This is a genomic window from Gemmatimonas sp., from assembly GCF_027531815.1.
Classification (GTDB): Bacteria; Gemmatimonadota; Gemmatimonadetes; order Gemmatimonadales; family Gemmatimonadaceae; genus Gemmatimonas.
On record NZ_JAPZSK010000011.1, the window covers coordinates 36,916 to 58,975 of the forward strand.

Consider the following 22,060-nt stretch of genomic DNA (forward strand, 5'->3'; position numbering starts at 1 on the left):
GATGCTCACCCGTCGTGTGATCGTCTGCCTGGACGTGAAGGGCGGACGTGTGGTGAAGGGGGTGAACTTCGTGGGGCTGCGTGACGTGGGCGATCCGGTGGCGCTGTCGGGGCGGTACGAGCTCGAAGGCGCCGACGAGATCACCTTCCTCGACATCTCGGCCAGTGCCGAGGAGCGCGCGACCCTGCTGGATGTGGCGCGTCGTACCGCGGAGCGTCTGTTCATTCCACTCACCATTGGTGGTGGGGTGCGTACCGCGGACGATGTGGCGCGCGCCCTGCGCGCCGGCGCCGACAAGGTGTCGCTCAATTCGGCAGCGGTTTCGAACCCCGAGGTGCTGACGGCTGCCGCCGAGCGGTTCGGCGCGCAGTGCGTGGTGGCGAGCATTGACGCGAAGAAGAACGCCGACGGGGTCTACAAGGTGTGGGTGAAGGGCGGACGCGAGGAAACGCCGCTCGAGGCCGTGGCATGGGCGCAGGAATGTGTCGCGCGTGGCGCAGGAGAGATCCTCCTCACGAGCATCGACCGTGATGGGGCCCGCACGGGGTACGATCTCGAAATTACCCGCGCCGTGGCCGACGCGGTGCATGTGCCCGTCATTGCCTCGGGCGGTGCCGGCACGGCGGCGCACCTGGTGGATGCCGTGCAGCTGGCAGGCGCCGACGCCGTGCTCGTGGCGGGCATCCTGCACGACGGCCTCACCACCGTGCACGCGCTCAAGGCGGTCATGCGCGACGCCGGACTGGTGGTGCGTGACGCCATGGTGACGCCATGAGCGAGCGCTCGCAGTCCCTGCTGCAGGCGGCCACCGAAGTGGCCGAGTATGCCGCGCGCGTGGCCATGCGCTGGTATGGCGCCGGGGTGGCGGTGGAGACCAAGGCGGACGGCTCGCCGGTCACCATTGCCGATCGTGAGGCCGAGCGCGAGGCACGCGCATGGATCGAGGCCCGCTTTCCGCACGATGGCCTGTTGGGCGAGGAATTCGACGACGTCCGCCCGCACGCCACGCGGCGGTGGATCTTCGATCCGATCGACGGCACCAAGGCCTTCGTGCGCGGCGTGCCCCTGTGGGGGACACTGGTGGCCTGCTGCGAAGGGGAGACCGTGCTGGCGGGTGCGGCCTGCTATCCGGCCGTTGGCGAAACGGTATCGGCTGCCCCTGGTGAAGGGTGCTGGTGGAACGGGGCACGGGCGAGCGTCTCCACCACCGGCACGTTGCGTACCGCCACGGCCCTGATCACCGACAGCCGCTTTCTCGAGCGGCCGCACCGCCGCGATCCCTGGAACGCGCTGGCGGCGGAGGTGGCCGTATGCCGTACGTGGGGCGATTGCTACGGCTACCTGCTCGTGGCCACCGGCCGCGCGGAGATCATGGTGGACGACATCATGAACCCGTGGGACTCGGCGGCGCTGCACCCCATCATCACCGAGGCGGGTGGCCGCTTCAGCGACTGGCGTGGGCAAGACACCGCGTTCGGTGGTGATGTCATTGCGACCAACGCGGCGCTGGCCAACGCGACGCGCCGTTTCCTGCTCGAAACCCCAAATCACTGATGACCACGCGCACGCTCCTCGATCTCGATGCCCTCGACTTCACCAAGGGCCAGGGGCTCGTCACGGTCGTGACGCAAGACGCCGGCACCGGTGTGGTGCTCATGGTGGCCCACGCCGACCGCGAGGCGCTCGAAGAGACGCTGCGTACCGGCGAGATGCACTACCGCTCGCGCAGTCGCGGGTTGTGGCACAAGGGCGGCACCAGCGGCAACGTGCAGCAGGTCGTGTCGCTCACGGCCGACTGCGACCGTGATGCGGTTCTGGCGCGTGTCGTACCGGCCGGGCCTGCCTGTCACGATGGAACCACCTCCTGCTTCCGCGAAACCGCACTCGCCAGCGATGCGCTGTCGACCCTCGACGTCATCATTGCCCAGCGCGCGGCCGCGCCGGCGGCGGACGGCGAGCAGCCCAGCTATACACAGAAACTGCTGGCCGACCGCAACCTGCGGCTCAAGAAGCTCGGGGAAGAAGCGGTGGAGCTGGCCACCGCGTGTGTCGATCTCGACCGCGCGCGCGCCGTCGAGGAGACGGCCGATCTCGTGTATCACGCTCTGGTGGCGCTGCGCGCCGTGGGCGGGACACTCGATGATGTGCGTGCCGTGCTCGCGTCGAGAGCGCGCTGACGAGCACCGGGTGGCAGTGACGCCTCTGGGCACGATCGATGCACACCGCCGTGGTGCACGATGACCCGGAGGATCTGATGCGCACCAACCTGCCTCAGCAGGGCGAGGGACGGCCGGCGTTGCCAGGCGAGGCAGTGACCCACGGCGCCAGCCAGCGAGGGCCCGGGTAATGGGACTCGAATCGCTGTACGACCTGTTGCTCGACGAACTCCGCGACCTGTACCACGCCGAACTGCAGATCGCCAAGACCTTGCCGCGGCTGGGCAAGGCGGCGCGAACGCCGGCGTTGCGCGACGCGCTGCGTCATCATCTCGAGGAAACCGAGCAGCAGATCGTGCGTCTCGAGGAGGTCTTCAACCTCCTCGGTGTGCGCGGCACGGGGCGGAAGTCGCGCGCGATGCTGGGCTTGCTCGATGAGGCCATCGACCTCATCGCTGCCGAGGGATCCGATGTGGTGCGTGATGCGGCGCTCATCGCCGCGCTGCAGCGGGTGGCACACTACGAAATGGCCACCTACGGGACGGTCATCGCGCATGCCCGGATGCTGGGGCACTCGCCCATCGCGCGATTGCTCGAACAGTCGCGCGACGAGGAGCAGCGCACCAACGCCGTGCTCACGCGAATCGCGGAGCAGCACGTGAACCGCATGGCGGTGGACGTTGGCCGCTATGCCGAACGCAGCGAGCGTCTCGTCGCGCCCGACCCCCGGCCACGGCCGTTGGGGCATGAGGCGCGCCAAGGGGAGCAGGAGGTGCACCGGCCTCCGTCACGCGAGGTAGCGGAACCCACGATCGACCGCACCCACGGTTCAGCCTAGAGTTCCCACCCCTTGCGGTAGGCGCGCGTGAGGAACGGATTGGCCTCGGGCGCATTGGTGAACTTCATGTTGGCGGCATCGTACAACACCTTGCGTCCCTGACCAGCGCGCAGCGCGGCAATGCCCAGCAGCATCGTTTCGGTCAGCGGGGCCGCCTGCGAGAAGGGCGAGCTGGTCTGTGCCTGTCCCTTGGCGGCCTGAATCCAGTTCTGCTCGTGCGACACCGTGATGCGCGGCATGGTCTTGGCCACCGCTTCGGCACGCTTGGCGGTGCCCTCGGGGTAGATGCGTGGACGGTTGCCGTAGGTTTCGTGGATGAGCAGGCCCTTGTCGCCCACGATCATCGCGCCGCCGCCGTCGCTGCCGGGGTTGGAGATGGGCGCATCATCGGGGAGCATGGCCGGACGCGGCGGCAGCAGTCCGCCATCGTACCAGTAGAGATCCACCGGTCCGCGCTTGCCCACCGCGGGATACTCGAACTGTGCCGTCATGGCCAGCGGGTAGGTGGCGGGGTTCTGCGCCCCGCCGCCCCACGGACTCGAGCTGGCGGTGATGCTGGTGGGATACGTGAGCTCGAGCGCCGTGTACGCCTGGTCGATGAGGTGGGCCCCCATGTCGCCGATGGCGCCGACGCCGAAGTCGAGCCAGCCACGCCACGCGAACGGATGATAGGCCGGATGATACGGAATTTCCGGTGCCGGTCCGAGGAAGAGATCCCAGTTGAATCCCTCCGGGGGCGAGTGATCATTGCTGGCCATGGCCGCGCGCACGGCGTTGTCCACCGTCCCCATGTTCCACTGCGGGCGCGGGTTGGTGTTGAGCACGGCGGCGCCCGCCACACGCGGACGCGGAATGCCCTGCGCCCAGTAGCGTACCGGGCGATCGGTCCACACGTGCACCTCGTGCACCTTGCCCAGCACACCGGAGCGCACGATCTCGGTCACGCGATGCGAGCCGTCCATGGAGTGCCCCTGGTTGCCCATCTGCGTGGCCAGCTTGGGGTTCTCCGCCGCCTTGCGCGCCAACAGTCGGCACTCGTGCACCGAATACGCGAGCGGCTTCTGCACGTACACGTGCTTCCCCAGCGACATCGCCGCCAGGGCAATGGTGGCATGCAGATGATCGGGCGTGGCAATGAGCACCGCGTCGATGTCCTTCTGCTTCTCCAGCATCTGCCGGAAGTCGGTGTACTTGGCGGCCTTGGTGTACGCCTCCCCCAGCTGCACGTTCTGCGCGGTAGGCTGGCCTTCGCGGGGCTTGAGGCGCCCCTGCAGCGAGCGCTCCACGAACGGGAAGTCCACGTCGCACACGGCCACGATGTTCTCGGTGAGCATCTGCGACATGTTGCTCATGCCCATGCCACCGATGCCGACGCAGGCGATGTTGAGGGTATCGCTCGGTGCGCGGTACCCCTGGCCGCCCAGTACGTGGCGCGGCACGATCATGGCACCCATGGCCAGGGTGGCAGTCGTGCCGACGAAATCGCGACGGGAGAACGTCTCGGACATTGTCAGATGGGGTGGGAAACAGGTGGCAGGAAGCAGGTGGCGGGGCGCGGACTTCGCCGGAGGCGTCAGTACCGCAGGCTCGGGATCATGATATAGCCTTCGCGCCAGCATCCGTCGAGGCGATGGGGCGGCAGTCCGGCGAGCGTGACGCGCTCGATGTCGCCCTGCGCCCACGCGAGCGGGGCAAGGCCGCCGACGACCGCCTGCAGCTGGTCGTGCGTGGGGGTACGATCCAGACGAATCGGCACGCGCGCCATGAGCCGGGCGGTGGCATCGCGCAGCGCGTCGGGCGTGGTCCGCCCCTTCCCCGGCACCGGCACGAGGCCCAGACTGCGCCACGCCGCCGTGGGAAAGGTTTCCGTGACGAAGCGCGCCGCCCGATCGCCGATTGCGCCCTGTTTCTCGGGCGCAGCGTGCCCGCTGCCCGGCAGCGCGTACCCGTACCGTGAGGTGAATCGCTCGAAGAGCGAAATGGAGAACTCGGTGAACGCGAGATAGCCGCGCGGCTTCACGCCGTCGGGCGGCAACCCTGTCTTCCCCGGCGCGCGCACCGCCTTCTCGCTCACTCGGCAATGCGGGGCATCGGTGCCGGGGGCCTTCCAGCCGAGTGGCCCGTCGATGGCGATGCCGGCCACGTGGTGCCGTGCGGCGAGCGCATGCAGCCAGTCGGCCAGCGTGTGCGCGTGCGGCGGGTCGGCGAGCGATGCGTCAACGATGGTCGCGTCGATGCCGGCGTCGCTGGCGTCGAGCAGCACGACGCCGATGTCACGATGGCGCTTGTAGGCCAGATCGACGGAGAGAACGCGCGTCACCTTCGGTCGGGGGCGGGGGGAAACGCGTGATCACGGTGAGCACCGAGGTGGTGGAGGGCACGGAGCACCGCGTTCATTCGGACAGCTCCATGAATGGGGCGAGAGTGAGCCACGTCACATGGAGTTCGTCCGGTGAACGGAGCGCCTCACGTAAAGGCAGTCCCGCATTCGTTGTGGCAAGTCTCCTCTTTTCTCCACCACCTCGGTGATCTCCGTGATCACGCAGTGCCCTCCGCACCACGCACCACGCACCACGCACCACGAGCCAGCGGTCCATGCGCCGTGCCGCTCGCCCCAGGGCCTCTTGCTCAGAAGCGCAGCAGCCGCGCCGGCGTGACCTTGGCCGGGTCGCCCACGTAGGCCCAGCGCACCTTACGCATGTAGGTGCGCGCCGCACGCTGGATGTCCTCGGGCTTCACGGCGCGCAGCTCCTGCACGAAGCGATTCGCGCGCCGGAAGTCGCCCTGATACAGCTCGGCGCGCGCGAGCATGTTGGCCTGGTCGGCGTTCGTTTCGTTGTCGAGGAAGTAGGTGACGATGAACTGCTGCACCAGCTGCTCGAGCCCTTCCTGCGTGATGATGCCATCCTGCAGCGCCTTCACCTGCTGCAGCATGATGGTGAGTACTTCGTCTGGCTGCGTGGTAGTGACGTACAGCCCGCCGAGGGAGAAGGCCCGCTCCACGAACGGCGCGTTCACCGAATACGACAGGTTGCGACGCTGCCGCACTTCGCCGAAGAGACGCCCCGACAGCACCGCACAGGCAAGACGCAGGGCGGCGTAATCGTTGCTCGTGGCCTTGGGGCCGTGGAAGTAGCCCTGCAGATAGTTGGTGGGCAGCTGTCGCTTCTCCACCACGTAGCCGCCGGGGAGATCGGCCGGCGGGTCGGGGAGACTCCACGCGTACGTGCCACGTGGGAGGCGCCCGATGGTTTCGCGTACGAGCCGCTCCACCTTGCTGCGCGACACGTTGCCCACCACCACCAGCATCATGCGCGACGTGACCATCTGCGTGACCTGATACTCACGAAGCTGCGCCGCGGTGATGTTCTTGAGCGAGGATTCGGTGCCCGTGGGCTCGAGCGCATACGGATGGCCGGAGAACGCCATGCTGTCGGCCAGGAAGTCGAGCAGGGCGTCGGGGCTGTCCTTGCGCTGGCTCACGGCCGTCACGAACTGCTCGCGCACGAACTCCACGTCGGCCGCTTCGAGGCGCGGGGCCATGATGCGGTCGGCCATGATGGCCCACGTGCTGTCGAAACCCGTGGTGGTGGCACGCAGTCCCACACTCGTGAAGTCGGCGCCGGCGCCTACGCCGATCGCACTGCCCAGCGCCGCCATCTTGGAGCGCAGCAGATCACGCGGATACTTCTTCGTACCACGCTCGCTCGTTTCGAGCAGCATCAGTTCAATCCCCTGCGTGGCCGGCGTAAGCTGTCGCGCACCGCCGAGCAGGTAGAGGTTCGCCGCCACGACATTGTTGGCCATGACGCGCCGCAGGATCACCGGAATGCCGCTCACCTCGAACTTCATGGTGAGCGAATCGTCGCCCATGATGGCTGGCGACGAGGGCGGCTCCACCGGCTTGGCAGCGGCAGGCCGCGCCACCGGCCGTTTCGCCGGCGCGCGTGTCGCCTGCGCCTCCAGCGCGGTACTCGCCGCCAGCAGGAGGGGAATGCATCCACTCACGACTCTCGACACACGACCCTCAACCCCGAACGGGCGCCAGCGCCGAGCCGTTTGCGTAGTTGCAGTGCTCACGGCTTCACCCCCGACTTCGCAAACGGCTTCAGCAACTCCGCTTCGGTCAGTCCGATCGCGCGCCGGGCCTCACCCGACAGCAGCACGTTCGTCACGCGCGGCTTGCCCACGATATACGTGCCGGTGTACCGCATGAGATCGGTGATGCGCTGCTGGGCCATGCGATCGGTGTAGCTCATGAAGTAGTCAAGACTGGCCACGCTCCACCAGAAGCCGATCGTGTGGGCGATTTCGCTGGCCTTCTCGATGCCGAAGGCGCTCGACACGGCCCGCTGCGCCTTCACCGCTTCCAGCTCACGCGACAAGACGTACGTGGGGTCGCTGAAGCGCGCGATCTCGCGCTCCAGGGCGGCCATGGCCGCGCGGAACTTGTCGGGGGTGGTCTGCCCGCTGATCGAGATGGGCCCCACCTGGTTGAGCGTGTAGTAGTTCACTCCCACCCCCAGCCAGAGTCCGGAGTCCACGAGATTCTTCTGGAAGGTGCTGCCTGGGGTGTTGAGCACATCGCTGAACACGTCGGCGGCGAAGGTGGCGCCGGGGTCCTTCCCCACACTTGGCCCCTGCCACTGCAGCAGGACGGCCACGGCGTTGATCGGCTCCTCGCTGATCTGGGCCTTGTTGCCGTCGAGCGGCGGAATGGGGGGAATGGGATCGGCGACGAACGGATCGGCACCACGCGGCCACGCGCCGAACACCTGCTCGGCCAGCGCGAAGATGCGCTCGGGGTCCACATCACCGGTGACGATGAGGGCGCAGTTGTTCGGCACGTAGTACTTGCGCTGGATGGTGCGCATCTGCGCCGGCGTGACATTCGCGATGACCGTGCGGTCACCGATGGTGTTCTTGCGGCTTCCCTGCCCCGGATAGAGCAGCTCGTTGGCCTGCTGCTGGAATCGGAAGCCAGGCTGCGCTTCGTTGCGGTCGTACTCGCCGAGGACCACTTCCTTCTCCCGCGCCAGCTCATCCTCGCGGAACAGCGGATTGATGAGGGCACTCGCGAGGAAGCGGAGCCCGCCCGCCACCGAGTCGGCCGGCAGCGTGAGGTAGTAGTTCACCCGTTCTTCCTGCGTGGTGCCGTTGAACACCGCCCCCAGCTCGCCGGCGCGGTCGTTGAACGCCTGCGCGTCGGGCAGGTCCTTGTTGGCCTTGAAGAACATGTGCTCGTACATGTGCGCGAGCCCCGCATACTCCGGCGGCTGCGTGAAGGCGCCGTTGCGCACATTGATTTCGAGCGTGGCAATGGGCACCCCGTGATTCTCCACGACGATGACTTCCATGCCATTGGTCAGCACCTTGCGGCGCAGCACCTTCTCCAGCTCGGCCCGGGACTGGGCGTGCATGGTGGCCGGCGTAGCCGGCAGGGCAGCCCCCGTGGCAAGCGCCAGGGCGGCGCGCAACAACAGCGGACGGAGGCGACGAAGAGACCGAACGCGCATGGACAGGAGGGAGGAGAGCACGAACCACGGGGCGGCCCCGCAGCGGGGTGGCGAGCACTACCCCACGGGAGATTAACGAGGTCCGCCGGCGGACGGTTGCTGGCGACAGGAGCCGGTGCCGCCTCGTGCACGTGTGGACACCGATGACTAACTTGGCGTCCGGCCGTCCTGCCGCCCCCCATCCGACCGATGACCGTCCCTGCCGCCCTGTCGACCCTCGACGCGTCGCGCCTCTGGCCGAACGCGCCGCTTGCGCCGTACACCACCTTCCAGATCGGCGGCCCCGCCGATTGGCTCTACGACGCCACGTCGGCCGATGATCTCGCCGCCGCCATCACCGCGGCGCGCGAGGCCGACCTGCCCTGGTTCGTTCTGGGGCTGGGCGCCAACGTGCTCATTGGCGACCGGGGCTTCCGTGGGTTCGTCATTCGCAATCGCGCCGTGGCGCACCGCATCGGCCCGGACGGGGTGCTGTGGAGCGAAAGCGGAGCCGTGGTACAGGACCTCGTGCTCGAAACGGTTCGTGACGGCTGGTCGGGGCTCGAGCACTACATCGGCATTCCCAGCACCGTAGGGGGCGCGCTCTGGCAGAACCTGCACTTTCTGTCGCCCGCGCCGGAGCGTGAACGCACGATGTTCATCAGCGACGTGTTCCTGGACTGCGAGATCCTGTCGCAGGAAGGGGAGCGTCGGGTGGTGGACGCGAGCTACATCCAGTTCGGCTATGACGACACGGTGTTCCACCACCGCCGCGACGTGGTGCTGAGCGCCCGCCTGCAACTCACCGCCGGCGATCCGTTCCGTCTGCACCAGATCCTGCAGGAGAACCTGAGCTGGCGCGGGTCCCGCCATCCCTGGCTGGGCATCCATCCCAGTGCCGGCTCGATCTTCCAGAAGATCGACGGCGTGGGTGCCGGTCGGCTCATCGACCAGTGCGGTCTCAAGGGATTCCGCGTGGGCGACGCCCAGATTTCGCACATTCACGCGAACATCATGGTGAATCTCGGCCACGCCACCGCGGCCGAGGTGCGAGCGCTCATTGCCCACGCACAGCGCGCGGTACAGGACAAGTTCGGGTACGAACTCAAGCCGGAAATCGGTTTCATCGGCGAGTTCTGACGTTCGTGCGCTGGCCGACGGCGCGGGTGAACGACGCGCGAGGGGACGACGCGCGAGGGGACGACGCGCGAGGGGACGACGCGCGAGGGGACGACGCGCGATCGACGACGCGTTGGCGGGGACGCGTTGGCAGGGACGCAGAGGAGCGCAGGCACCCACGCAGGCACCCACGCAGGCACCCACGCGGGCGGGGGCGCATCGCAACCACGCCCCCGCGACGGCCGAAGGCTCGTCGCGCCCGTAGTTGCCCCGCGTCCCCACCCGCGTCCGTGCCAGCGTACGCGCCTGCGTTTCTCCCGCGTCCTCGCAGATGCGTTCCTGCCAACGCGTTGGTGCCAACACGTCCCCGCCAACGCGTCGTCGATCGCGCGTCGTCCCCCCCGCGTCGTTCCACGGCGCCGGGGGCGGCAACCCAACCTTTCCCCCTCGTGTCGAAACGGTTGTCTGCCCTCGCCCGTAGCATGGACAGACCATACCCTCGACATTCCCGACGTGCCCCATCGTTTCGCGTTCGTCACGTTGCTGCTTACCCTGTTCGCCCTGACGGCGCCGGTGGCGCGCGCCCAGCAGGTCGATGTCATTCGCGGCCGCATCACCGGCGAAACCAACGAACCGCTCGAGAACGTGTCCATTCTGGTCACCTCGCTCTCGGGCAACGTCAATCGCACCGCTCGCACCGATCGGACCGGCCGCTTCACCATCACCTTTCCCAATGGCGATGGCGACTACATGGTCACGGTCGCCGCGGTCGGGTACGCCCAGAAGCGTTTCGAGGTGAGGCGCGCGGCCGATGAAGACGTGCTGCTGGCCGATGCGAAACTCAGCAAGGTCGGCACGGTGCTCGATGCCATGAAAGTCACCGCCGACCGCCAGCGCGTGTCGCGCGGCGAGCTGTCCCAGGACGTGGGTGGCACGGAGCGGACCATCAGCAACCTCAACGCGCTGCCGCCCGACCAGATGACGGATCTCGCGGCGCTCGCGGCCACGCTCCCCGGCGTGCAGCTGGTACCCGGACAGGAGGGCGGGGCCAACGGTTTCTCGGTGCTGGGCCTCGGCGCCGACCAGAACAACACGACCCTCAACGGCATGATGTTCGGCGGTGCCGGACTACCGCGCGACGCCGGCGTGTTCAGCTCGCTCGCCACCTCGCCCTACGATGTGTCGCGCGGTGGCTTCAGCGGCGGACAGTTCCAGCTGCGCACCCGCAGCGGCACCAACTTCAGCAACCGCGGCCTCAGCTTCGTGGGTGACAACCCGGCGCTGCAATGGACCGACGCCGCGGCGCGCGCCACGGGGCAGCAGTTCACCAACGCCTCGCTGGGGGGCACCGTGTCGGGTCCGCTCGTCTTCGACAAGGCGTTCTACTCCCTGTCGTATCAGCTGGGGCGGCGCAGCAACGACCTGCAGACGCTGCTCAACACCTCCAGCGAAGGACTCAAGGCCAGCGGCGTGGCCGCCGACTCGGTGTCGCGGCTGCTGGGCATTCTCGGCAGAAACCAGGTGCCCATCACCAGCGGCGGCGTTCCCGGCAGTCGCCTCACCGACCAGGGTTCGGTCCTCGCCGCCATCGATGTGGCGCCCCCATCGAGCGCCAGCGGCGCGGCGTACAATCTCACGGTCAACGCCAACTGGAACCGCCAGAACCCCGCCTTCACCCCGCTGACCACCGCACTCCCCAATACTGGCGCGGAACGCGTCAACTGGACCGGCGGGGTGCAGGCCCGGCACAGCGGGTACTTCACCCTGCGGTCAGTGGGGGTGCTCACCGAAACGAGTGCCGGCCTCAACGCCTCCAACGCCACCGGCGATCCGTATCTCGATCTCCCCGCCGGTCGCGTGCGGGTGAACTCCGCGTTCGCCGATGGCACGAGCGGCGTGCAGCTGCTCAGCTTTGGCGGCAATCAGTTCCTCAACACCACGCAGCGCACCACCTCGGCCATGGCCATGAACACGCTGTCGTGGTTCAGTGGCAACAACAAGCACCGGCTCAAGCTGGGCACGGAAGTGCGTCACGAAGGTTCCGCGCAGGACCAGACGATCAACCGGCTCGGTACGTTCACCTACAACTCGCTCGCCGATCTGCAGGCGGGGCTGCCGCTGTCGTATACGCGCACGCTGTCGCCGCGGGAACGTGACGCGAGCGTGCTCATTGGCGCGCTGTCGCTGGGCGATTCGTATCGTCATTCGCCCACGCTGCAGGTACAGTACGGTGTGCGTGTCGACGCCAATCGTTTTCTCGACACACCGGCGCGCAACCTGGTGCTCGAGGAGCGGCTGGGGGTGCGCAACGATCGCGTTCCCAATGGCGTGTTCGTGAGCCCGCGCATCGGCTTCTCCTGGCAATACGGCACCGGGCCGCAGATCGGGGCCTTCGAGGGCGCCTTCCGCGGGCCACGCGCCGTGGTGCGCGGGGGCATTGGCGTCTTTCAGAATTCGCCGCAGCCCACCCTCATCGGGAGCGCGATCGACAACACGGGGCTGCCGAGTGCCATTCAGCAGCTGGCGTGTGTGGGCGGGGCCGTGCCCACGCCCGACTGGACGGCGTACACCAGCGTCGGCCGTATCCCGAACCGCTGCGCCGATGGCAGCACGGGATCGGTGTTCGCGGTGGGCGCGCCCAACGTGACACTGTTCGGCGGTGGCTTTGCCCCCTCGCGCAGCGTGCGCTCGAATCTGTCGTGGAGCGGGCCGGTGTTGTGGAACCGACTCAACGCCAGCCTCGACGCCACCTGGTCGCTCAATACGCAGCAGCAGAGCTTCATCGACCGCAACTTCGCCGGCACCACGCGCTTCGCGCTCGACAACGAAGGCGGGCGCCCCGTGTTCGTGCAGGCGTCCAGCATTGTCCCGCTCACCGGGGGCATCGCCGCCGGCGACGGTCGGGTGGTGCCGCAGTATCAGCGTGTCACCGAACAGGTGAGCGACCTGCGGTCGCGTACGGGGCAGCTGAGCCTGCGTCTTTCGCCCATGACCTTCAGCACCAACTTCGGCTGGAGTGCCAGCTACACCTACGGCAACGTGCGAGAGCAGTTCCGCGGCTTCACCAGCACCGCTGGCGACCCGTTCGCGGTGGACTGGTCGCGGGCCGGGTTCGACTCGCGGCATCAGATTACCTATACGTTCAACTGGAACGCCTTCGACCTCGTGCGCATCGGCTGGTTCGGGCAGTTCCGGTCGGGGACGCCCCTCACACCCACCATTGGTGGCGACGTGAACGGCGACGGCTTCGCCAACGACCGCGCCTTCGTCTTCGACCCGGCCACGGCGGGCGATCCGCTGGTGGCGAGCGGCATGCGCGCGCTGCTGGAGAACGGATCGCGTGTGGCACGGCAGTGTCTCGCCCGGCAGCTCGGCACGCTGGCGGCACGCAACAGCTGCCAGGGGCCGTGGGTGAGCAGCGCGAATCTCAGCATCGGCTTCAATCCGCTCAAGCTGCGGCTACCGCAGCGCATGAATCTGACGCTCAACGTGGCCAACCCCATCGGCGCCGCCGACCTGCTGCTGCACGGGCAGAAGAATCTGCGCGGCTGGGGGCAGCAGCCGTTCCTCGATCAGTCGCTGCTGTACGTGCGCGGCTTCGATCCGGTCACACGGCGCTACCGGTACGAGGTGAACGAGCGCTTTGCCGCCACCAATCCGCAATTCCAGCAATTCCGCGCCCCCGTTACCGTGACCGCGCAGCTGCGCTACGACATTGGTCCCACCCGCGAGCGGCAGGTGCTCACGCAGGCGCTCGATCGCGGCCGGCGCACCGAGGGGGTCAAGGTCAACGCGGCCACGATCAAGGCGCAGTTCGGCAACGGTGGCGTGCCCAACCCGCTGGCCACGATCCTGCGCGACCAGGATACCCTCAAGTTGAGTGCCGACCAGGCCGATGCCATCGCCACGATGAACCGCCGGTATCTGGTGCGGCTCGACTCCATCTGGTCGCCCATTGCGACGCAGTTCGCAGCGCTCCCCGACGGCTACGACAAGGAGCGCATCTATTATCAGTATGTGCGCGCGCGCGAGGCCAGTATCGATATCCTGCGCGGCTATGCGCCGCAGGTGAAGCGGTTGCTCACGCCAGCGCAGCGGCGCCAGCTGCCGCAATTCATCGCGCTGGCGCTCGACGATCGCTATCTCAAGACCATTCGCTCCGGCACCGCCGGTGGCGGCGGCGCCGGCCTCATGGGCGGCGGCATGATGATGGCCGGCGGCATGGGCGGCGGCGCGCAGACGATCATCATGCGGCAATAACCCAACGGCAAAGAAGCAGGGGGCGGGTGGCAGGCGGCAGGCAGCAGGCTCCCGGCTCCCGGCTCCCTGCCCCCTGCTCCCTACCCCCTGCCTCCTGCTTCCTGAACCAACCCACCGATGAAACGCCTCTTCGCCACGGCCACACTCGCGCTGACCAACGCGCTCACCACCGCTCACGCCCAGCCCGGCAGCTCGACCTCCCGCCCCCCCATCCGCCCGCTCGGCCCCGTCGCCGCCGCCACGAAGGACTCGCTCGGGACCATCACCAACGTACGCGCACTCCCGGGCGGGCGCCTGCTGGTGAACGACATCAGCGCACGGCGTGTGCTGCTCCTCGACTCCACGCTCGCCATCGTGAAGGTCGTGGCCGACACCACCCCCGGCAATCCCAATGCGTACGGCGGTGGCATGGCCAGCCTCATTGCCTTTCGCGGCGACTCCACGTTGTTCGTGGATGCCCAGTCGCTGAGCATGCTGGTCATCGACGCCGACGGCATCGTGCAGCGTGTCATGTCGGTGCCCCGCGCGCAGGACGCCATGATGCTGGCGGCGGGGGGCCTGGGCGCCGGCGCCTTCTACAGCACGGGCCATCTGGTGTATCGCGGCATGCCCAACATCCGCATGAACATCGTGAACGGCACACCGCAGATGTCCGGTATCCCCGACACCATGGCCGTGACGCGCGTGAATCTGCAAACGCGCGTGGTGGATACGGTGGGCTTCGTCAAGACGCCCCGCTCGCTGCCCACCATCACCCGTACCGACGACGGCAAGATGAACGTGTCGATCGAGGTGAATCCGCTGCCGGTGGTGGATGAATGGGCGGTACTCCCCAACGGCGACGTGGCCTTCGTGCGCGGGCGCGACTATCACGTGGATTGGGTCGAGGCCAACGGTACGCGGCGTTCGTCGCCCAAGATGGCGTTCGATTGGAAGCGCCTCACCGATGAAGACAAGGCGAAGCTCGTGGATTCGGTAAAGACGCTCCTGGACCAGCAGGCGGCCGCGAATCCCGGGCAGGGTGCGGCCATGGCCACGGCGTTCGGCAGCATGATGGGCGGGGGGGCAGGCGGCGGGGCACCGCGCGTGCAGGTGATGATTCGCGCCGATGGCGGGCCAGCGGGTGCCGGTGGTCCCGTGCGCGCGCCGCAGGTCACCCCGCCCAAGATCAACGTCGTCTCACCGAGTGAATTGCCCGACTACCAGCCGCCCTTCTTCGCCACCAGTACCCGAGCCGATGCCGACGGCAATCTGTGGGTCCTCACCATTCCCACCAAGCCGCAGCCGGCCGGCAGCGTGTACGACGTGATCAACGGCAAGGGGGAAGTCACCGAACGCGTGCTCGTCCCCGAGGGGCGCCAGGTACTGGGCTTCGGCCCCGGTGGCGTAGTTTATCTGGGCAAGCGGGACGGCACCTCCACCGTCATCGAGCGCGCCCGCGTGAAGTGAGCCGCCCTGGGGGGCCTTCATACATGGGGGCGGGCGTCGTGCGGTTGCCCGCATCCCCGCACGGTCGTCATCCATTACATCCGTTGATCCGTCGTTTTCCATTGCCTTCATGACCTTCTGGTCCTTGCCCCCCGCGACTGCGCAGCGCGATGTCGCGCACCGGTTCCTCCCGGGCGCCACGCCGTGCATGATGTACCACAGCGGGGGCTGGTGATGGGCGTGTCGTCACTGTACCGAGCCGCGCTGCGGGCGGTATCGCGGATGGCAGGCAGCGGGGTCGGGGCAGCCGTGGCGAACACCGTGGGCCTCCAGCCCCGATCAATCTGGTGTCTGCACCGGTTCGTCCGCCCCGGTGATGCGTGGACGGGCGATTCGGTCGATACCGTTGGCCACATCATCCGGGTGTTGTCAGCACGGGGCGTACGCTTCGTGGCGCTCGACGATCTCCTGTCGGGCGCGCCGTTGGGCGGGCCGGCCGTGGCCGTGACGGTGGACGACGGCTATGCAGACTTCGCGACCCACGGGTGGCCAATGTTCAAGGCACTCCGCTGCCCCGTGACCCTGTTCCTGACCACCGGACCGGTCGTCGAACAACAGTGGTTTTGGTGGGATTACCTGGACCATGCCCTGAGTCGATTGCCCCGCCCGCACGTAGATATCGATCTCGTGGGAATGCGCGTGGAGCTCACGGACCCCGAGCGCCGACGGCGCACCGGCCGATTGTTGCGTGGCGCCCTCAAGCTGGTACCCGACGACGAGCGTCGGGCGCTGCTGGCAGACCTCGCCCAGCAGGCAGGCGTCGATGCCACCGAGGCGCCCTCGGCGCCGTATCGCGCGTTGGAGCCCGCCCAGGTCGAGCAGTTGGCCGCGGAAGGGGTCCAATTCGGCGCGCACACCGTCACGCACCCCATACTCAGTCGCTGCAGTGCCGCCGTCGCCCGGTGGGAAATCACGGAATCCGTACGGACCGTGCAGGCACTGGTGGGGCGTCCGGTCACCACGTTTGCGTACCCCAATGGCGCGCCGCACGATTTCAGCGCGCGCGAGGTGGCGCTGCTGGGTGCCCTTGGTGTGCCCGTGGCCGTCACGACGTCCCGGGGCCGCGTCGCGGTCCACGCCGATCCGTTGCGCCTGCCGCGCCTCGTCTTCCGTGCCGATCTCAGTGTCATGAGCCGACGCGTCATGGGGTACCCCCTGTCGCTGTGATCGACACGGGTGGTAGGCACCGCGCGCGCCTGAAGTAGGCACTGCGGCGCGGCGCGGTGCGCCTACGGGGTGAAGCGCACCACGCGCCGCGCCGTCCGGCAGAGTTTCTCGCCCGATCGGCAGTAGCTGGTCACCAGCGTTCCCTCGAGCGGCAGGTCATCGGGGACCAGTGGCAACATCACCTCTCCCACGAAGTACGCGCTGTCGTTGGTCACGGCCGCCCCTCGAAACGCGAGGCGCCGGCCGTTGCTCGTAGTCAGCACCGGCGGCTGCAACGCATTGATCTGATCGCCCGAATCGGGAAACATCACCACGCGCCCCCCCTGGGCCGTGCGGTCGAGACGCACCGGCGGACCGCTGTCGATTTCCACGGGCCCCACCTTGGGCAGCGTGGGAATGGCGGAGAGGCGTGGCGCCGCGCGCGCGACCGCGCTGTCGGCCGCGGGTGGTGCCGCGTCGCGCCCTCCGGAGCAGCCGGCGACCGACAGGACGAGAGTCAGGAGCATCGTGTTCCGGTGCATCATCGCCCGATCCATTTCGAATACTTGATGAGAAAGACGTGGCGCCCCGGGTCGGCGAAGGCACGACCCACCTGATTGGCGACACCGAAGTTGGCCACGTCGAGATCGACCTCGCGCTGCTGCGACCAGACGAAGAAGAGCGACGAGCCTGGCTGGTACTCCCACCGCAGCACCGCATTGCCACGCAGCGCCCGCACGGTGAAATCCTGCGTGGGCACGAAGAAGGCCGGGGATGGCCCCGTGCCGTCGGGGTCCACCCGTTGCCCGCCGCTCACCGTCGTGACCTGCCCCGCATCCACGCCGTACTCGGCAAACTGGAAGGCGCGCGGCGTGGTGAACTCCTTGAACCGGGAGAACTGTCCGGCCGAGGCGAACGGCTGCAGGAACAGCTGCAGCGACAGCCAGGGCGAAAAGGTCCAGTCGAGCCGCGTGTTGAGCCGCGCCTCACGCTGCTGCACGTTGGCGAAGACATACCGCGCGCCGAAGGTCGCGACCGCACGCGGATCGAGCGCACGTTGCACGTACTGATCGACGGCGCGCGCGGTCGAGTATTCGGGGCCGAGGCGCAGCCGCAGCTGCGGCAGCGGCCGCCAGTCGAGTTCCGTTTCCACACTCACCTGGCGACGCCCCGCCACATCGGTGCTGCGCCCGAGCTCCAGCGACAGGATAATGGGCTTGCGCGAGTCGGTGGTGAGTTCGAGCCCCTGATCGAGCGAGCGCGGGCGCACCGCCAGTGGTCCGCCGCGCAGCAGGCGGTCGTTGAGGGTTTGCGGTGACACCGAATTGCGCACCGATAGCTCCCAGAAGTTGAGCAGCGTGACTTCGCCGAAGAGCGCGTATCGCTGTTCCACCTGATCGCCGCCGAAGTTGTCGGCAAAGGTGCTGAAGGTGCCGATCGACCAGGCACGCGACCAACGGTTGATGAACGGATTGCGATACTGCAGCGCCGTACTCACCGTGCGGAAGTCGGAGCGCACCTGGAACCCGAGGTCGTTCACTTCGAACCCCGGGCTCGTTTCCTCGTAGGTGACGCTGCCCAGCACGCGGTCACCGGCGGTCTTGGCGAGGGAGAGCGCCGCGTAGTGCCCACCCAGCGCCGTGCGCGAGGGGTCGAAGGTGAGATGCGTGGCATCGGGCCGCTGAAAGCTGCGGTAGTTGGCGCGCTGCAGGCGCTGCAGCACCGCCTCGTTGCCGCGCACCTGACTGTAGGACAGGACGCCGCTGATGGTATACGTGCGATTGCGCCACGCGTGCTCCCAGTCCACACCGGCGACCGTGGCGCTCGAGGCCACACGCGCGGCGAGCAGCGAATCGTCCAGTACCCGCCGCGTATCGGAGAGGAAGGCTCCCACACCGGTATTGCCGCCGTTGAGCAACCGGCGGAGGCGCGACACATGATAGTTGGAAAGCGGCTCCACCCCTTCTCGCGTCACACGGCCGTTGCTGCGCAGAACCTCGGCGTGCTCATGCGGGGTGGTGGCGTTGAGCACCCCGATCTGCCACCCCGAGGGCGTGGTACCCGACAGCTTGAAGGCACCGGCGATGGGGGTTTGCGCATTGATCCCCACGGCCACGATGTCGTCGCCAGCCGGGCGTCGCTGCGGCGCGCGGCCAATGCGCCGGCTGTAGAAGAAGCTGGGCGGATCGTTGGAGTTGCTCGTGCGCGTTTCCCCGAAGGCAAAGCCGTCGGCGTTCTCGAGGAAAAAGGGACGCCGCTCCTGAAAGAAGACCTCGAACGCGGTAAGGTTGACCACCGCCGGATCGGCCTCCACCTGGCCGAAGTCGGGGTTGAGGGTGGCGGTGAGAGTGAGCGACTGCGGCAGCTTCACGCGCAGGTCGCCCCCCACCGCGCCGGCCAGCTCCTGCGCCGGCGCGAAGCGGTTGCGCCCCCCTGGTGGCTGCGTTTCCACCTGCGCGCGCACGTAGGGAATGAACTCCGTGCGCGACGGCGGCCGCAGCGAGTCGAGCCCGGTGAGCGTCCCGAAACGGGAGACGAATCCGGGGGCATTGGCCGGCGCCGGCGACCAGAGCGCCTCCTCGCCAAGGCGCGCGATCTCACGAGAGAAGTTCACCCCCCACGGGCGCACCGCCCCCACGGCCCCGTTCACGTCATAGCGCAGCTGCGACAGCGGAATGCGGAACTCGGCCGTCCACCCGGCGCTGTCGACGCGCGCGGCCACGTTCCACACGGCATCCCACGAGTCGTCGGCCTCGGTGTCGTTGAACAGGTAGACGTCGCGCAGGACGCCGCGCGGGTTGACCCCGAAGACGAAGGCGGTGCGCCGGTCGCCGTAGCTGTCGAGGCCCAGAAAGAACCAGTCGGAGTAGATGTCGTCGGCATCACGGCGTCCGAGCTGCTGCGCAATGCTGTCGGGCGCCGTGTCGAAGTTGCGCACGCCCACGTACAGGGCGTCGGCATCGTACGCCACCCACACGTCACTGCGCTGCGAGGCCTTCTCGCCATTTGCTGGCACGCGCTGCACGAAGCCGGTGGCCGGCGCCGCGTTGCGCCACACGGGTTCGTCGAGCTTCCCGTCGAGGGTGATGGGCGCGGGCAGCCACTGCGCGCGCATGGTGGGCTGGGCCGACACGGCCGAGGCGGTCGCGGCGCACCACAGGGCCACCGCGAACGAAAAGCGGGACATGAACATCCGGGAAGGATAATCATGCCCCGCCGGTGATACGTGACGGCAACGGGAGGAGGACGTCGGGGGTACCGGGGAGGGAGGCTGGCGATCGCCTCGCTCAGTTCCCGCGCGTGCGCGGCGGCGCCGGCAGCGTACCCTTGTTGGCGATCGCCTTGTTGATGGCGTCCACCGTGACCTGCGCGCGGAACGCCACGACCTCCTTGGCCCAGGCGGTGATCTTCTTGCGATCGGTGAGTGACACCCCGTTGATGTCGGCCTTGCCCGCCTTCACCCGCTCGTCGTACCGGATGCTCCGGGGGTCGTCGATGAACATGTTGAGCGAGATCTCCGGATCGTCGTGCAGGCCATCGGCCTTGGAGGGGTGCACCCCCTTGCTCTCCATGTGCTTGGCCACACTCGCGTAGTCGTAGTACTCCTGCACGTGGGCCACGATGGGCGCGCCCTTCCAGAGCATCGTGAGGGAGTCGGCCACGGCCCGCTGCCCCGCCTGATTGCCACCGCTGTCGCCAATGTAGATGATGGTTTCGAAGCCGTGCGCCTTGAGACTGGCGGCGATGTCGGTGAGCAGCGCGCGGAAGGTGCCTTCGCGCGCCGTGATCGTGCCCGGGCTCGTCATGTGCCCCGATGGCGGATCGTAGCTGCCCTCCGGCACGAACTTCACGATGGGCGCGCAGAGGGCGTTGCCCAGTTTGCGCGCAATGGCGTCACAGTTGGTGTGCAGCACGTAGTTGTGCTTGCCCGTCACGAGCCACGGGCCGTTGGGCTCCATGCCGCCGGTGGGCACGATCACCGTCTTCTTGCCGGCGGCGATGGCGTCGCGCACATCCATCCACGTCATTTCCTCGAGCCACACCGTGTTGGGGGCCGGCAGCGGGTTGGGCGTGTCCTTGCAGTTGTACGTGTTGTCGGCGCAGTTGCCACCGCCCATGCTGCGCGGGTCACGGGGACGCGGCTGCTGGGCGTCGGCTGCCGTGCTGACGAGGGTGAGGGCGCCAGCGGCCACGAGGGCGCGGCGCAGCAGCGTGCGGGACATGGGGAACGTGAACATCGCGGGCATGCGGGGAGCTCCCGAAGACGAGGGTGAAATCCGGACGCACGACAATGCGCCCCGCGCGGCATCTTCGCCAGAGTCGATGGGGGACAACGGCCGGTTGGCGAACGGCGTATTGCTGCGGGACACATGGCCCACGACCCTTTGCGCCGGAGACGGCTTTGCGCGAGCATTCAGCATGACCCGTACGCCCTCCCTCCCGTCGTACGCTGCCGCCGCGATGTTGGCCCTGATGCTTCCGGCCCTCGCCGCTGCGCAGTCCGCCACCGGCAGCGGCAGTGCTGCTGCTGCGCCCACCCGTCTCCCGTCGCTCGCCGAGGTGCGTCAGCTGGCCGAGATGCACCTCACGCTCAGCGCGGTGCACGATTCCGCCGACGCCAAGGCCGCACAGGCCAAGAACAAGACGCCTGATGCGCAGCTCGAGCTCGCCAAGCTGAAGCGGGAGGCGGTGTCGCGCGTGATCAAGGAACGCGGGCTTACCGATGAGCAGTACCAGCGGCTGCGTTTTCTCGTGAGCAGCAACGCCGAGGTGCGGGCCCAGTTCGATTCCATCGTGGGCAAGCTCACCGGCGCGCCGGTGCCCGGGCGGGTGGTCGCGGCGGCGGCGTCTGGGTTCGTGCCCGCCGCACAGCTGCCGGCCGGCCTGGTGGGCACGCACATCGGGCACGTCACCACCAGCTACGTGGACACGCCTGAAAAGGCCGGGCTGCTGGTGGTGGCCTTTGCCGAAGCGGCGGTCGCGTCGCAGCACGCCACGCTGGCCACCCGTACCCCCACCGATCTGGCGGCCATGAAGCTGCACGCGGGTCATGTGCTGCACGCACTCGACCCGTCGCTGCAGGCCACAGGACCGGGGAAGGGCTTCGGGCTGCGCAAGGCCGCCGGCGGCGTGGCGCAGCATATCGAGCTGGCTGCCAAGGAGAACGGCGCGTCGGGGAACGTGAAGATCCACGCCACGCACATTGCCGCGGCGGCGCGGGGTACGCTGTCGCGCGTGGATCAGGCGGTGGCGCTGATCAAGCAGATCCAGGAGGCCACCGAGGCGAAGGCGGCGGCTTCGCTCATTGCGCAGCTCGCCTCACTGTGCAGCCAGCTGGCCAGCGGCGCCGACAGCAACGCCGATGGGCGGGTGGACTGGGGCAATGGTGAGGGTGGCCTGCAGCAGGCGGAGGAGCATGTGAAGCTGATGATGGCGGGAGAGCGCAGGCCCTGAGATTGCGTGGGCGACTTCCTGCAGACCGCAGACGGCAGGAACCACAGGACGCAGAGCGCAGGAATTCGGAGAAAGAAAACGGGCGCCACCGCTTCGCGGGGCGC

At 68.1% G+C, this 22,060-nt stretch carries 16 protein-coding genes; 9 read left to right on the forward strand and 7 right to left on the reverse strand.

What is annotated here, in order from left to right:
- Nucleotide 1 precedes the first annotated feature (1 nt).
- From hisF to O9271_RS14275, 4 genes are all read left to right on the forward strand, one after another.
- Entirely contained in the window at nucleotides 2–775 is a 774-nt protein-coding gene (hisF, locus tag O9271_RS14260) for an imidazole glycerol phosphate synthase subunit HisF (protein WP_298270991.1), read from the forward strand.
- Nucleotides 772–1,554: an inositol monophosphatase family protein gene (locus tag O9271_RS14265; protein WP_298270993.1), complete on the forward strand. Its 783-nt coding sequence runs from the start codon at nucleotides 772–774 to the stop codon at nucleotides 1,552–1,554. Before hisF ends, O9271_RS14265 begins: the two co-directional genes overlap by 4 nt.
- Nucleotides 1,554–2,177 (forward strand): bifunctional phosphoribosyl-AMP cyclohydrolase/phosphoribosyl-ATP diphosphatase HisIE, encoded by a 624-nt coding sequence (gene hisIE / locus O9271_RS14270; RefSeq protein WP_298270995.1) that lies wholly within the window; start codon nucleotides 1,554–1,556, stop codon nucleotides 2,175–2,177. The genes O9271_RS14265 and hisIE overlap by 1 nt, the downstream gene beginning before the upstream one ends.
- 169 nt (nucleotides 2,178–2,346) lie before the next feature.
- A complete protein-coding gene (locus O9271_RS14275; RefSeq protein ID WP_298270997.1) occupies nucleotides 2,347–2,994 on the forward strand; it encodes a DUF892 family protein in 648 nt (215 codons plus the stop codon).
- Here the strand turns inward: O9271_RS14275 and O9271_RS14280 are convergent.
- From O9271_RS14280 to O9271_RS14295, 4 genes are all read right to left on the reverse strand, one after another.
- Nucleotides 2,991–4,502, reverse strand: coding sequence for a Gfo/Idh/MocA family oxidoreductase (locus O9271_RS14280; protein ID WP_298270999.1), 1,512 nt, complete (start codon nucleotides 4,500–4,502; stop codon nucleotides 2,991–2,993). The two genes, O9271_RS14275 and O9271_RS14280, sit on opposite strands and share 4 nt — an antisense overlap.
- A gap of 65 nt (nucleotides 4,503–4,567) precedes the next feature.
- Complete coding sequence (locus tag O9271_RS14285) at nucleotides 4,568–5,314, reverse strand: DUF429 domain-containing protein (RefSeq protein ID WP_298271001.1); 747 nt, start codon at nucleotides 5,312–5,314, stop codon at nucleotides 4,568–4,570.
- 308 nt (nucleotides 5,315–5,622) lie between these two features.
- Nucleotides 5,623–7,002, reverse strand: coding sequence for a pitrilysin family protein (locus tag O9271_RS14290; protein ID WP_298271004.1), 1,380 nt, complete (start codon nucleotides 7,000–7,002; stop codon nucleotides 5,623–5,625).
- A 68-nt stretch (nucleotides 7,003–7,070) separates the two neighbouring features.
- Complete coding sequence (locus O9271_RS14295) at nucleotides 7,071–8,510, reverse strand: pitrilysin family protein (protein WP_298271006.1); 1,440 nt, start codon at nucleotides 8,508–8,510, stop codon at nucleotides 7,071–7,073.
- Between the two features lie 189 nt (nucleotides 8,511–8,699).
- On the opposite strand from O9271_RS14295, the gene murB reads away from it, so the two are divergent.
- The 4 genes from murB (at nucleotide 8,700) to O9271_RS14315 (ending at nucleotide 16,523) form a co-directional block, all read left to right on the forward strand.
- The gene (gene murB, locus O9271_RS14300; protein ID WP_298271008.1) at nucleotides 8,700–9,629 is read left to right on the forward strand and encodes a UDP-N-acetylmuramate dehydrogenase; all 930 of its coding nucleotides are present in this window, start codon (nucleotides 8,700–8,702) and stop codon (nucleotides 9,627–9,629) included.
- A gap of 492 nt (nucleotides 9,630–10,121) precedes the next feature.
- Entirely contained in the window at nucleotides 10,122–13,868 is a 3,747-nt protein-coding gene (locus O9271_RS14305; protein WP_298271010.1) for a TonB-dependent receptor, read from the forward strand.
- A 117-nt stretch (nucleotides 13,869–13,985) separates the two neighbouring features.
- On the forward strand, nucleotides 13,986–15,317 hold the full coding sequence (locus tag O9271_RS14310; RefSeq protein ID WP_298271012.1) for a hypothetical protein: 1,332 nt from the start codon (nucleotides 13,986–13,988) through the stop codon (nucleotides 15,315–15,317).
- Between the two features lie 219 nt (nucleotides 15,318–15,536).
- Nucleotides 15,537–16,523, forward strand: coding sequence for a polysaccharide deacetylase family protein (locus tag O9271_RS14315; protein WP_298271015.1), 987 nt, complete (start codon nucleotides 15,537–15,539; stop codon nucleotides 16,521–16,523).
- A 62-nt stretch (nucleotides 16,524–16,585) separates the two neighbouring features.
- Here O9271_RS14315 and O9271_RS14320 read toward each other — a convergent pair whose 3' ends face one another.
- The 3 genes from O9271_RS14320 to O9271_RS14330 form a co-directional block, all read right to left on the reverse strand.
- Nucleotides 16,586–17,029, reverse strand: a complete 444-nt coding sequence (locus tag O9271_RS14320; protein WP_298271016.1) for a hypothetical protein — start codon at nucleotides 17,027–17,029, stop codon at nucleotides 16,586–16,588.
- Nucleotides 17,030–17,043: 14 nt separating this feature from the next.
- Entirely contained in the window at nucleotides 17,044–19,689 is a 2,646-nt protein-coding gene (locus tag O9271_RS14325; RefSeq protein ID WP_298271018.1) for a DUF5916 domain-containing protein, read from the reverse strand.
- 100 nt (nucleotides 19,690–19,789) lie between these two features.
- Nucleotides 19,790–20,749 (reverse strand): creatininase family protein, encoded by a 960-nt coding sequence (locus O9271_RS14330; protein WP_298271020.1) that lies wholly within the window; start codon nucleotides 20,747–20,749, stop codon nucleotides 19,790–19,792.
- A gap of 172 nt (nucleotides 20,750–20,921) precedes the next feature.
- Here O9271_RS14330 and O9271_RS14335 point away from each other — a divergent pair, with 172 nt between their 5' ends.
- Nucleotides 20,922–21,956, forward strand: coding sequence for a hypothetical protein (locus tag O9271_RS14335; RefSeq protein ID WP_298271023.1), 1,035 nt, complete (start codon nucleotides 20,922–20,924; stop codon nucleotides 21,954–21,956).
- Nucleotides 21,957–22,060 lie beyond the last annotated feature (104 nt).